Annotated in this window: 9 protein-coding genes and 1 pseudogene; 3 read left to right on the forward strand and 7 right to left on the reverse strand. The window is 57.2% G+C overall.

Translation table 11 applies throughout. The features are described 5' to 3' along the window. Nucleotides 1-18 precede the first annotated feature (18 nt). A complete protein-coding gene (gene bglX, locus ACOQH0_RS15255) occupies nucleotides 19-2316 on the reverse strand; it encodes a beta-glucosidase BglX (RefSeq protein ID WP_421512363.1) in 2298 nt (765 codons plus the stop codon). Between the two features lie 189 nt (nucleotides 2317-2505). Between bglX and dld the strand changes: the two genes are divergently transcribed. Then, on the forward strand, nucleotides 2506-4254 hold the full coding sequence (gene dld / locus ACOQH0_RS15260; protein WP_214605646.1) for a D-lactate dehydrogenase: 1749 nt from the start codon (nucleotides 2506-2508) through the stop codon (nucleotides 4252-4254). Between the two features lie 112 nt (nucleotides 4255-4366). After that, a complete protein-coding gene (locus ACOQH0_RS15265; RefSeq protein WP_089597972.1) occupies nucleotides 4367-4921 on the forward strand; it encodes a GNAT family N-acetyltransferase in 555 nt (184 codons plus the stop codon). Nucleotides 4922-5016: 95 nt separating this feature from the next. On the opposite strand, the gene pbpG is transcribed toward ACOQH0_RS15265, so the two are convergent. Both pbpG and ACOQH0_RS15275 read right to left on the reverse strand, forming a co-directional pair. Continuing rightward, entirely contained in the window at nucleotides 5017-5940 is a 924-nt protein-coding gene (gene pbpG / locus ACOQH0_RS15270) for a D-alanyl-D-alanine endopeptidase (RefSeq protein ID WP_010433590.1), read from the reverse strand. Between the two features lie 167 nt (nucleotides 5941-6107). Then, a complete protein-coding gene (locus tag ACOQH0_RS15275; RefSeq protein ID WP_010433589.1) occupies nucleotides 6108-6695 on the reverse strand; it encodes a Yip1 family protein in 588 nt (195 codons plus the stop codon). A gap of 157 nt (nucleotides 6696-6852) precedes the next feature. On the opposite strand from ACOQH0_RS15275, the gene ACOQH0_RS15280 reads away from it, so the two are divergent. Then, the gene (locus tag ACOQH0_RS15280; protein ID WP_010433587.1) at nucleotides 6853-7425 is read left to right on the forward strand and encodes a DedA family protein; all 573 of its coding nucleotides are present in this window, start codon (nucleotides 6853-6855) and stop codon (nucleotides 7423-7425) included. A gap of 88 nt (nucleotides 7426-7513) precedes the next feature. Here the strand turns inward: ACOQH0_RS15280 and ACOQH0_RS15285 are convergent, their stop codons facing one another. The 4 genes and pseudogenes from ACOQH0_RS15285 to bglF all read right to left on the reverse strand — a co-directional run bounded on the left by ACOQH0_RS15285 (nucleotide 7514) and on the right by bglF (nucleotide 13447). Beyond that, complete coding sequence (locus ACOQH0_RS15285; protein WP_089597971.1) at nucleotides 7514-8278, reverse strand: SDR family oxidoreductase; 765 nt, start codon at nucleotides 8276-8278, stop codon at nucleotides 7514-7516. Nucleotides 8279-8328: 50 nt separating this feature from the next. Further along, nucleotides 8329-9747 carry a multidrug resistance outer membrane protein MdtQ gene (mdtQ, locus tag ACOQH0_RS15290; RefSeq protein ID WP_421510759.1) on the reverse strand — a complete coding sequence of 473 codons (1419 nt, stop codon included), beginning with the start codon at nucleotides 9745-9747 and terminating at the stop codon, nucleotides 8329-8331. 327 nt (nucleotides 9748-10074) lie between these two features. After that, complete coding sequence (locus ACOQH0_RS15295) at nucleotides 10075-11469, reverse strand: glycoside hydrolase family 1 protein (protein ID WP_303568929.1); 1395 nt, start codon at nucleotides 11467-11469, stop codon at nucleotides 10075-10077. A gap of 12 nt (nucleotides 11470-11481) precedes the next feature. Continuing rightward, nucleotides 11482-13447: pseudogene (bglF, locus tag ACOQH0_RS15300) on the reverse strand (PTS beta-glucoside transporter subunit IIABC). Between the last annotated feature and the right edge of the window lie 2 nt (nucleotides 13448-13449).

A 13449-nucleotide genomic window follows, 5' to 3' on the forward strand; every position in this document is an offset into this window, starting at 1 on the left:
ATGCGAAGGAAGGGAGGATTACTGCAGTTCGAACTCGCCTTTATTCACCCGGGCGGAATCCGCGCCGATGAATACGTTAAACTTGCCGGGTTCCACAACGTATTTCATCTGCTGGTTCCAGAACTTCAGCGCATCGACGTCAATCGGGAAGCTTACGGTTTTGGTTTCGCCAGGCTTGAGTGACACCTTGTCGAAACCGCGCAGCTGCTTCACCGGACGGCTCATGGACGCGGTAACATCCTGAACGTACATCTGGATCACCGTCGCGCCTTCGCGCTTGCCGGTGTTGGTCACGTCCACGCTGGCGGTGACCTTGCCGTCACGCTTCATGGTAGGCGCCGACATTTTCACGTCAGAGACCTTAAAGGTGGTGTAGCTCAGACCGTAACCAAACGGATACAGCGGGCCGTTGGCTTCGTCGAAGTAGCGCGAGGTGTACTTGTTCGGCTTGTCGGCGTTATACGGACGACCGGTGTTCAGGTGGCTGTAGTACACCGGGATCTGTCCGACGGAGCGCGGGAAGGACATCGGCAGCTTGCCCGACGGGTTGTAATCGCCAAACAGCACGTCAGCAATAGCGTTACCGCCTTCAGTACCGGCGAACCAGGTTTCCAGAATAGCATCAGCCTGCTGGTCTTCTTTCACCAGCGCCAGCGGACGGCCGTTCATCAGCACCAGCACCAGCGGTTTGCCGGTGGCCTTCAGGGCGGCGATCAGATCGCGCTGGCTCTGCGGAATGGTGATATCGGTACGGCTGGAGGCTTCGTGCGCCATCCCCTGCGCTTCACCCACGACCGCGACAACAACTTCAGACTGCTTCGCGGTGTTAACCGCTTCGTCGATCATCTCTTTTGGCGTGCGCGGATCCACCTTCACCGCTTCCTCGTACTGATTGAGGAAGGTAACGATGTCTTTATCGTCGGTGACGTTTGCACCTTTGGCGTACACCACTTTCGCGTTTTCACCGACGGCATTTTTAATGCCGGTCAGCACGGTGACGGACTGATCCGCCACGCCAGCCGCAGACCAGCTGCCCATCACGTCGCGCTTGCTGTCGGCCAGCGGGCCGACCACGGCGATGGTGCCGGATTTTTTCAGCGGCAGCGTGTCGAGGCGGTTTTTCAGCAGCACCAGGCTTTCACGCGCGACTTCACGCGCCTCTTTGCGGTGCAGACGGCTTTCGGCATTGGTGTCAGCCGGGTCAGAGTCCTTCGGTCCCAGATGGCTGTACGGATCGTTAAACAGCCCCATGTCATATTTCACGTTCAGCACGTGGCGCGTGGCATCGTCCAGCTCCGCCATCGTCACCTTGCCGCTCTTCACCAGCCCCGGCAGGTATTTGCTGTAGTACTCGTCGCTCATGCTCATGTTGATGCCGGACTTGAGCGCCACGCGCACCGCATCTTCCGGATCGGACGCCGTGCCGTGTTTAATCAGCTCTTTAATCGCGCCGTGGTCAGAGACGGTAATGCCCTTAAAGCCCCACTGGTCGCGCAGCACGTCTTTCAGCAGCCAGGAATCGGACGTCGCTGGCGTGCCGTTCAGCGAGTTCAGCGCCACCATCACCGCGCCGCTCCCCGCATCCAGCCCTGCCTTGTACGGCGGCATGTAGTCATTGAACAGACGCTGCGGGCTCATGTCGACGGTGTTGTACTCTTTACCACCTTCAACCGCGCCGTAGGCCGCAAAATGCTTCACGCTGGTCATCACCGAGTAGCGGTCCGCCGGACTTTTGCCCTGCATCGCTTCCACCATGGTTTTACCCATTGTGGCCGTTAAATAGGTATCTTCACCAAAGCCTTCCGACGCGCGGCCCCAGCGCGGATCGCGGGAGACATCGACCATCGGCGCCCAGGTCATGTTCAGGCCATCGTCCGCCGCTTCATACGCCGACACGCGCCCGACGGTTTTCACCGCGTCGAGGTTAAAGGAGGAGGCTAACCCGAGGCTAATCGGGAAGACGGTACGCTGGCCGTGCAGCACGTCATAGGCAAAGAAGAGAGGGATCTTCAGGCGGCTGAGTTCCATCACCTGATCCTGCATTTTACGGATATCCTGACGGGTGACGGTGTTAAAAATCGCCCCCACCTGGCTCTCTTTAATCATCTCACGGATGGCCTCTTTCGGGTTATCCGGGCCGACGCTGATAAGACGCAGCTGACCGATTTTCTCATCAACCGTCATCTTTTTGAGCAATTCCGTGACAAACGCGTCGCGGGCTTCAGGCGTGAGCGGGTGATTACCAAACAAATCCTCTGCGAGCGCAGGTTGCAGCGCCAGGCTGACGGCGACACCTACAGAACATAGCCATTTCATGTCGTTATACTCTCTCATCAATAACCGCCGGACGATCTCGGCCATACCGTGCGAAAAGCGCAGTGTGCCACAAACCCTTTGAACCTTGCAGGGTTATTCTCTGATTTTTCTCGTGAATACTCGACCGCTTAACAGTTAATCGCGCTATGCTTTACAGCGAGAAATTTGCCCCACCACAAGGAGTGGAAGATGTCTTCTGTTCGAACTGACGATAACAATACTTTTATTAACGAACTGTCGCGCCTGGTTGGTCACTCTCACCTGCTTACTGACCCGGCTAAAACCGCCCGCTACCGCAAGGGTTTCCGTTCCGGCCAGGGTGACGCGCTGGCCGTGGTCTTCCCCGGCACGCTGCTTGAGCTGTGGCGCGTGCTGAGCGCCTGCGTCGCCGCCGACAAGATTATTTTAATGCAGGCCGCCAATACCGGCCTGACCGAAGGCTCCACGCCGAACGGCAATGATTACGATCGTGACATCGTGATTATCAGCACCCTGCGCCTCGACAAACTTCACCTGCTGGACAAAGGCGAACAGGTGCTGGCCTTCCCCGGCACCACGCTTTACACGCTGGAAAAAGCGCTTAAGCCGCTGGGACGCGAGCCACACTCGGTGATCGGCTCCTCCTGTATTGGCGCGTCGGTGATCGGCGGGATCTGCAATAACTCCGGCGGCTCGCTGGTGCAGCGCGGCCCGGCGTATACCGAGATGTCGCTGTATGCCCGTATCGACGAAAACGGCAAGCTGACGCTGGTGAACCATCTGGGTATCGATCTCGGCGTGACGCCGGAGCAGATCCTGAGCAAGCTTGACGATGACCGCGTGAAGGACGAAGACGTTCAGCACGATGGTCGCCACGCGCACGATCATGATTACGTCACCCGCGTGCGGGATATCGACGCCGATACCCCGGCGCGCTATAACGCTGACCCAGACCGCCTGTTTGAATCCTCCGGCTGCGCAGGCAAGCTCGCCGTTTTTGCCGTGCGTCTTGATACCTTCCCGGCAGAGAAAAAGCAGCAGGTGTTTTACATCGGCACCAATCAGCCCGAGGTGTTGACCGAAATCCGTCGTCATATTCTGGGCGAATTTACCCACCTGCCGGTCGCGGGCGAATATATGCACCGGGATATATACGACATCGCCGAGCGCTACGGGAAAGACACCTTCCTGATGATCGACAAGCTCGGCACCGACAAAATGCCGTTCTTCTTCACCATGAAGGGCCGCACCGACGCGATGCTTGATAAAGTGTCGCTGTTCAAACCGCACTTCACCGACCGCTTTATGCAGAAGCTGGGCAACGTTTTTCCGGCGCACTTACCGGAGCGAATGAAAACCTGGCGCGATAAGTATGAGCACCACCTGCTGCTGAAGATGGCCGGAGACGGGATTGCTGAAGCACAAAACTGGCTGACCGAGTTCTTCAAGACGGCTGAGGGTGATTTCTTTGCCTGCACGCCGGAAGAAGGCAGCAAAGCCTTCCTGCATCGTTTCGCCGCCGCAGGCGCAGCCATCCGTTATCAGGCGGTGCATTCCGAAGAGGTGGAAGATATTCTGGCGCTGGATATCGCCCTGCGACGCAACGATACCGAATGGTTTGAGCACCTGCCGCCGGAGATCGACAGCAAGCTGGTGCACAAGCTCTATTACGGCCACTTTATGTGCTATGTCTTCCATCAGGATTACATCGTTAAAAAAGGCGTTGACGCGCACGCGCTTAAAGAGCAGATGCTCGCCCTGTTACATGAACGTGGCGCGCAATATCCTGCAGAACACAACGTCGGGCATCTTTATAAAGCGCCTGACGCACTTAAGCAGTTTTATCGCGAGAATGACCCTACAAATAGTATGAATCCCGGCATTGGTAAGACAACGCGGAAGAAATACTGGAAAGAAGAGACAGATGCGGAGCAGCCCATAACGCAAGCATCTGATTAATTCATACAGCCATATTTGAGAGATTGTTAAGCGCTCCTTAATCGTACTAGAGTAGCGATCTGTCGCCGGAGAGACGTTTCTCCGGCATTCTACGATAAGGAGCGGGCACATCATGTCGGCTGTAGATATTTTATCCGAAACCGAACTAGAGGTGCGTGATGCCCTGCCAGATGATGCGCATGCCATCTCGGCCATCTATGCATGGCATGTACTCCATGGTCGCGCATCCTTCGAAGAAGTTCCCCCCACCGTAGACGAAATGCGTAAGCGTATGAAAAACGTCATCGACAGCGGTTTGCCGTGGCTGGTCGCGCTGTACCGCGGTATCGTCGTCGGCTATTGCTATGCCACACCGTATCGTCCGCGACAGGCTTATCGCTATACGCTGGAAGAATCAATCTATGTGGATGCCAGCACCACGGGCCGTGGATTTGGCTCGACGATGCTGAGCGCGCTGATCGCACGCTGCGAGCAGGGCCCGTGGCGGCAGATGATTGCCGTTGTGGGTGACGGGAATAACAACTCGGGCTCGCTGCGCTTACATAAAAAGCACGGTTTTGATGTCGTGGGTCAATTGCGAAGCGTTGGGTATAAGAAAGGCGACTGGCGGGATACGTTGATAATGCAGCGCCCGCTCAACGACGGTGACTGGACGCTGCCGGAGTAGGCCCAGTGCGGTCTGGTGCCCTCACCCCGGCCCTCTCCCACAGGGAGAGGGTGCAAACACTAAAAACGGCAACCAGGTTGCCGTTTTGCTTTTATCTAATCGTTCTGCGCCGTCGCCATCTGTTCCGCTTTCTGCTTTTTATACGTCAGCGCCGCGGCCGGAACCGGCTGCACTTTCCCGGTCTCAATCCAGGTACGCAGGCGGCTGGCATCCGCGAAGTGGGTATATTTGCCGAAGGCATCCATCACCACCAGCGCAACCGGCTTGCCGTTAAACACGGTGCGCATCACCAGGCAGTGGCCTGCCGCATTGGTAAACCCGGTTTTGGTTAACTGGATATTCCAGTTCTCGCGATACACCAGATGGTTAGTGTTGCGGAATGGCAGCGTGTAGGACGGGTTAGAGAACGTCGCCATGTCCTCACGCGTGGTGCTGAGCTGGCCAAGCAGCGGGTACTGCTTGCTGGCAATCAGCATCTTCGTCAGATCACGCGCCGTTGAGACGTTATGAATCGACAGCCCGGTCGGCTCCACATAGCGGGTGTTGGTCATCCCCAGCGATTTGGCTTTGGCATTCATCGCGCGAATAAACGCATCATAGCCGCCCGGATAGTGGTGCGCCAGGCTCGCTGCCGCGCGGTTTTCGGAGGACATCAGCGCCAGCAGCAGCATATCCTTACGGCTGATTTCACTGTTCAGACGCACACGGGAGTAGACGCCTTTCATTTCCGGCGTGTGGCTGATATCGACCTTCAGTTTTTCATCCAGCGGCAGTCGTGCATCAAGCACCACCATCGCGGTCATTAATTTGGTAATGGAGGCGATCGGACGCACCAGATCCGGGTGGCTGGCATAGATCACTTTGTTGGTGTTGAGATCGACGATCATCGCGCTGCCGGAGGCAATTTGCGGTTGTGCCGCCGCGGAGGTCACCGCAGGCGTTTTGGCGATGGCTGGCGCGGCAGCGGACGCACCCAGCAGCAGCGCCAGGCTCAGTAATGAAACTCGGAATTTCAGCATGGTGAGACTTCTGATAATTATTCACGCACGTAATGACGTACACCGCCTGCGTCAACGGATAAACGCAGGCTGGCATCGGCATCATAGCGGTCACCGTGCGTTGTCGCCAGCGGAGAATCGTGAACAGATGCTGCATTGCTGGCATTTACGCCAGCAATGCAGTGAGCTTAAAAGAGACGGTATCCATAACCCCACAGAATAACCGTCAGAGCCAGTAACGCCTCCAGGACCAGAACCCCGATGGCAAGCGTAGAGCTGGAGAAGCTCAGGCCCTCTTCTTTATTGATATTCAGGAAGGTTGGCACCCCTACATACAGCAGATAACCGGTGTAAAAGAGGGCAACAGTACCGATCAGCGCGCACAGCCAGACCAGTGGATAGAGCGCAACAATACCGCTTAAGAACAGCGGGGTCGCGACATATCCGGCAAAGACCATACAGTGGGCCAGCGACGGACGCTGCGGGTAGTTTCGCGCCATCCAGTGAATAACGCGCCCCATCACCGCCACACCCGCCAGCATCAGGCCGTAAAAAATGACGGCAAGATACAGCCCGGTAAACCAGGAGAGCTGAACCACGGTGCCATCACCAAAGTTCCAGCCGATTTGTGTTGTGCCTATAAACGCACAGATTACCGGCACCGCTGCCATCAGCAGCACATGGTGCGTGTAATGATGCGCGACCGTTTCGTTCTCGCTTCTGATCACGTGCATTTCACGATCGGGATGGGAGAAGAGTCCCCAGACATGGTTCATAGCGCCCCCTTGTTGTCGGCCCGTCAGCGATACTCTAAGTATAATGCAGGCTTTAGATTATTTTATGTACAGCGGGAAAATTCCGTTGATTGCCGCACGGTTGATTCTGGGGGTATATGATTAAAGCAGGCTCGGACAGGGAGATAACTCAGACGTAATGGATATCAACGGACTCATTGAACAATATGGATATGCCGCGCTGGTCATCGGTAGCGTGGCAGAAGGCGAAACCATCACGCTGTTAGGCGGCGTTGCGGCGCATCAGGGATTGCTGAAATTCCCGCTGGTCGTCGCCGCGGTCGCGCTGGGCGGGATGATTGGCGATCAGCTGCTCTACTTTTTGGGGCTGCGCTTCGGGCCTACGCTGCTTAAGCGTTTCGCAAAGCATCAAAAGAAAATCCGCCGCGCTCAGCGCCTCATTCAGCGTCATCCCTATCTGTTCGTCATTGGCACCCGCTTTATGTACGGCTTTCGCATTATCGGGCCGATTCTGATCGGTGTCAGCCGTCTACCGCCCAAAATATTTCTGCCGCTCAATATTGTAGGCGCGATTGCCTGGGCGCTGATCTTCACCACGCTCGGCTACGTGGGCGGAGAGGTGATCGGACCGTGGCTGCATAATCTCGATCAGCATATTAAACACTGGGCGTGGCTGATTCTGGTGGTTGTGGCGGTGATTGGGGTCAGGCTGTGGATGCGGCACAGGGAGAAGAGGCGGGATGAGGATTAGCTTAGTGCGGTCTGTTGCCCTCTCTCACAGGCAGAGGAGGTTTTTAGTTCCCTCTCCCCTTGGGAGAGGGTTAGGGTGAGGGGGAAAACTACCCCTCCGGCTTAAACTGCGGATTCGCCAGCATAAATCCGCCGTCAACGATAAAGGATTGTCCCGTCGTGTAGCTGGCATCGCTGTCGCACAGCCACGCCACCAGGCTGGCGATCTCTTTGGTATGCCCCGGCCTTGCCAGCGGGATTTCCGGCATTGAGCCTTCTTTCACTTCGCTATCATCCATGTCGTTCATCGGCGTGGCAATCGCCCCGGGCGCAACGGCGTTCACCAGAATCTTGTGCTTAACCAGCTCCAGCGCCATGGATTTGGTTAAGCCACCCAGCGCATGTTTTGCCGCGGTATAGGCGCTGGCGTCAGGCAGCGGCGTGTGCTCATGCACCGAGGTGATGTTCACAATTCGCCCCCCTTCCCCCTGCTTCACCATCTGCCGCGCGGCAATCTGCGAACAGAGAAACGCGCCGTCCACGTCAACGGTGAAAATGTTCCGCCAGTCGTCAAACGGCATCTCAAGGAATGGCGCTTTGGTCATCGCCCCGGCATTGTTGACCAGAACATCAAGCCGACCGAAACGCGCAATCAGCGTATCAATGGCCTTTGCACCGTCCGGCAACGTGCTCAGATCAAGCTGGATAGCCTCTGCACGTTGCCCCCTCGCCTCAACCTCGCGACAGGTTTCCCGCGCGCCGCTTTCATCGGAATGCCATGTGACACCGACATCAAAGCCGCGCTCTGCCAGCATCAGCGCGGTGGTTTTACCGATACCGGAATCCGATGCCGTCACAATTGCTACTCGGGTCATATTCACCTCCTGAAAATGTGCAAAGAGGTAAGTATAGATAATCACCCTTTTTAGCTGTGATGATAGCCACCACCCAGCGCGGACGTCAGCTGTAGCGTGGCATCCACGTACTGCCCTTTCAGGGTTAGCGTAGCGATATGTTCCTTGAGTGCCGGAATTTTAGCCTCGCTGACGCGGGAACCGGCAATAATCCCGGCGCTAAAGCGCGCCTGTGCCAGTGCCACCACGCGCGCAGCATCTTTCTCGACCTGCTGCTGTTGCTGGTTTTTAGCGGTCAGGGTTTCAACTTCACTGGCCGTGCGCGCCACCTGGTTAACGGCATCGACCACCGCTTTGTTGTAGTTCGCCACCGAAAGGTTGTTCTGCGCCTGGGCGATATCCAGATTCGCATTCAGCCTGCCGCTGTCGAAGATCGGCAGCGTCAGCCCCGCGGTGACGCCCATTTGCTGGGCGGAGGAACGGAACAGATCGCTCAGATGCAGGGCATCCTGCTGCAGGAATGCCATCAGGTTCACGTCGGGATAGAAGGCGGCTTTGGCGGCATCCACTTCGCTCAGGGAAGCTTCAATGTACCAGTGCGCCTCCTGCAGATCAGGGCGGCGAGCCAGCAGTTCGTATCCCAGCGTGGCGGGCAACGCCGCTTCCGCTGTCGGTAAAGCATGGCGAGTCAGCTTCATCGAGGAGGTATTGGTCAGGGCCTGAAGACGTGCCTCAACGGCTTTCATTTTGCCTTTTACCCCGGCAAGCTGCTCTTCGGTTTTGCTGGCATTGATATCGGTTTCAACACCTTCTACGGAGGAGGTGATCCCGTGCTGATAAAGCTCGCGGTCGGCACCGATGATATTTGCCTGCTCGTGTTTAATCTCTGCAAGAACCTCCCCCACCGCGGCCTGGGTCTGCCACTCCCAGTAAAGCCGCGCGACGCTGCTGGCCAACAGCTGACGCGTCTGCTCCATCTCGGCTTTCTGGGCGTTGACCTTGCCGATGCGGGCTTCAACCTGCGCGCGGTTTTTGCCCCACAAATCGAGATCCCAGCCCGCTGTCAGGCCAAATGTTCCGTTGGTGTACCACGGCCCGGTCGTACCCGCGGCCGGATCGGTAATGGCGAAAGGCCCCATCAACCCTTCCGCAGACATTTTTTGCCGTTCCGCATCGACTGAAAAATCAATCTGTGGGCCATCTGCCGCCATGGTGGCTTTCGCCTGCGCTTCCGCGAGCGTAATACGCTGTCGGGCGATTTGCATATCCGGCGCATCATTTAGCGCCTTCGCGATCAGCGAATTAAGCTGCGGATCGTTATAGTCTTTCCACCATTCGTTTTTCGGCCAGCGGGTTCGGCTTAGCCTTGTATTCACCGACGCCGCAGTGGCTTGCGCTTTAATTGGCGATACGCTGGCATGTTCCGGCGCGCAGGCAGCCAGCATGAAGACAAGAGGGGTACTCAGAGATAAAATAAGAGAACGTTTCATGACGCCATAACTCAAAAAATTAAAGGCGCAAATTACGCTTGATGCCATTCTGTTTTTTAGTAACGCGTGGCAAACCGCAAATTGTCATACATTTTCATATTCGGCAATTTATTCCCAATCACAATGAATAAATTCAATACATTCATACCAATTATGAATTGACTGCTACACTTATTCAGTGTCATACACGGGCAGGAGAAGGGAATGAAAATATTACTGTGGGTTATTTTAATTATATTTTTGATAGGGCTGTTAGTGGTTACCGGCGTATTCAAAATGATTTTCTGATCTATTTGCCCGGCACTGCGCCGGGCGACGTTATTCCTTTCAGGCTTTCAGCGATGCCCCCTTCGTGGCAATCACCTCTTTATACCAGTAAAAACTCTTTTTGCGGCTGCGGGCCAGGGTGCCTTTACCGCTGTCGTCGCGGTCTACGTAAATAAAGCCGTAGCGCTTGGACAGTTCCGCTTTGGACGCGCTCACCAGATCGATCGGCCCCCAGCTGGTGTAACCCATCACCTCGACACCGTCGTCAATGGCCTCACGCACCTGCACCAGGTGGTCATTAAGGTAGCTGATGCGGTAGTCGTCCTGCACCACGCCGTCGGCGTCCGGTTTGTCCTTCGCGCCAAGGCCGTTTTCTACAATAAACAAGGGCTTCTGATAGCGATCCCAGAGTACGTTCAGCAGCGTGCGCAGGCCCACCGGGTCAATCTGCCAGCCCCACTCGGAGCTTGCCAGATGCGGGTTTGGCACCATGCTCAGGATGTTGCCCCGCGCCTGCTTGTTCAACTCTTCATCGGTTGTCACGCAGCCAGTCATGTAATAGCTGAACGAGATAAAATCGACGGTGGATTTCAGCGCCTCACGGTCGGCGTCGGTGATATCAATCTGGATGCCGCTGTCGCGGAAGAAGCGCAGCATATAGCCTGGGTACGCCCCGCGGCACTGCACGTCGCCAAAGAACTGCCAGGCGCGGTTCTCCTGCAGCGCTTCCAGCACGTCTTCCGGCCTGCAGGTCAGCGGGTACATCAGGCCGCCCAGCAGCATGTTGCCAATTTTTGCATCCGGGATAATCTCGTGGCAGGCTTTCACCGCCAGCGCGCTGGCCACCAGCTGATGGTGGATCGCCTGATACACTTCCCCTTTGCTGCTGGTTTCGGGCAGGCCCACGCCGGTCATCGGCGCATGCAGGGACATATTGATTTCGTTGAAGGTCAGCCACAGTTTCACCTTCTCCCTGTAGCGCGCAAACACGGTGCGGGCGTAGCGCTCAAAGAAGGTAATCGTCTGACGGCTGCCCCAGCCGCCGTACTGCTTCACCAGCCCCCACGGCATCTCATAGTGCGACAGCGTAACCAGCGGAGTGATGTCGTGCGCAGCCAGCTCGTCAAACAGCCGGTCGTAAAACGCCAGACCCGCTTCGTTTGGCGCCTGCTCGTCCCCGTTCGGGAAGATACGCGTCCAGGCAATGGAGACGCGCAGGCAGCTAAAGCCCATTTCGGCAAAGAGTTTGATGTCTTCCGGGTAGCGGTGATAAAAGTCGATGGCGACATCCTTAATGCCGCTGTCGCCCGCCACGCGCTCCACCACCGGGCCAAACACCCCCTGCGGCTGGACGTCTGAGGTGGACAGCCCTTTGCCATCCTCCAGCCAGGCGCCTTCTACCTGGTTCGCGGCAACCGCGCCGCCCCATAAAAAATCATCCGGGAAAGTTTTCATCACGTTCTCCTGTTATTGATGGCTTACGCTGAGCAGCGGTGCACCGGCGTTAACGGACGTTGCCGCCACGGTCGCCACCTCGCGATACTCGTCGCTGTTACTGATAATGATTGGCGTCGCCAGGTCGTATCCGGCATCGATAATCGCCTGACGATCAAACTCCAGCATCAGGTCGCCAGGCTGCACCCTGTCGCCCACCTTCACGTGGGCGGTAAACGGTTTACCATCGAGCTTCACGGTGTCGATTCCCACGTGGATTAACACTTCAATCCCGCTGTCGCTGAGCAGGCCAATGGCGTGTTTGGTCTGGAAAAGAGAGGCAACAACGCCCGCAAACGGGGCAACCACCCTGTTGTCGGAGGGAATGATGGCAGCACCGCTGCCCAGCAGGCCGCTGGCAAAGGTGGTATCGGGCACCTGATCGAGCGCCAGCACGGTACCGGTCATCGGTGCCAGTACATCGTTTTCACCCGCTGGCGCAACCACCTCGAGCGCTGAGCGTGCTGGCATGCCCGCCACCAGCGTGAGGACGCAGCTCAGCACCAGCGCCACCACGGTGCCGATAATGCCGCCCCACAGCGTGGCATCTACCCCACCCGGCGGGATCATCTGGGCGATGGTAAAGACGTTGGCAAAGCCGAAGGAGTACACGTGGGTGTCGCTGAAGCCGACAATCGCGCCGCCGATTGCCCCCGCCACGCAGCCGAAAATAAAGGGTCTGCGCAGCGGCAGATTAACGCCATAGACTGCCGGTTCGGTGATGCCGAAAATCCCCGCCGTCACGGACGACCCGGCCAGCATTTTCTGACGCGCATCGCGAGTGCGCAGGAAAATCCCCAGCGCCGCGCCGACCTGGCCGAACACCGCAGGCAGCAGCATCGGCAGCATGGAATCATGCCCCAGCACCGCCAGGTTGTTGATCATCAGCGGCACCAGCCCCCAGTGCAGGCCGAAGATGACGCAGACCTGCCACAGCGCGCCCATCGCCGCGCCCGCCAGCCACGGTGCCAGGACGTAAATCCACTGGTAGCCGTTGGCCAGCAGCTGGCTGAGCCAGGTTGCCAGCGGGCCAATCACCAGGAAGGTCAGCGGCACGGTCACGCCTAAGCAGATCAGCGGCGCGAAGAAGTTTTTCATTGAGGATGGCAGCAGCCTGGTGCTCTGTTTTTCCAGCCAGCAGCTGACCCACGCGGCAAGAATGATGGGGATCACCGACGAGCTGTAGTTGAACCAGGTCACGGGGATGCCGAGAAACGCCTCGGAAACCGCCCCTGGCTGCTGGCTGGCGTTAAACGCCGCAATCATCATCGGGTGGGTGAGCGCCCCACCGATCACCATGGTAATAAAGGGGTTGCCGCCGAATTTCTTGCCCGCGGTATAGCCCAGCACCAGCGGGAAGAAGAAGAACAGCGCGTCGCTGGCCGCGAACCAGATTTTATAGGTGCCGCTTTCAGGGGTGAGCCAGCCGCAGACAACCGCCAGCGCCAGCAGCCCTTTCAGAATACCGGAGGCTGCCAGAATGCCGATAAACGGGGTGAAAATTCCGGAGACGATGTCGATCAGGCGGCCCAGCAGGTTGCCCTTGTCGCCCTTCTCTTCCACGGCTGGCGCATCGTCAGTGAGCCCGGCCTCTTTGCGCACCGCCTGCCAGACGTCATGCACGTGGTTGCCAATCACCACCTGGAACTGGCCGCCGCTTTCGACCACCATAATCACGCCCGGATTTTTCTTCAGCCCTTCGGCATCCGCTTTCTGGTTATCTTTCAGTTTAAAGCGAAGCCGGGTCGCGCAGTGGACAAGGCTGACAATGTTCTCTTTTCCGCCAACGTGGCCGAGAATATCCGTCGCTAAAGCCTGGTATTCCATCTCGATTTCCTTACATCCGATGCCCGCAGGCACCTGTTGACTGAGTATAAAAATAAAAAAACCCGAGAACGTCCTCCATTCGAAGGCCGCGCTCAGGTTTTGCCTGCGTTATGC

Origin of the sequence: Enterobacter sp. JS8-1 (assembly GCF_049187015.1) — a bacterium.
Taxonomy (GTDB): Bacteria; Pseudomonadota; Gammaproteobacteria; order Enterobacterales; family Enterobacteriaceae; genus Enterobacter; species Enterobacter mori.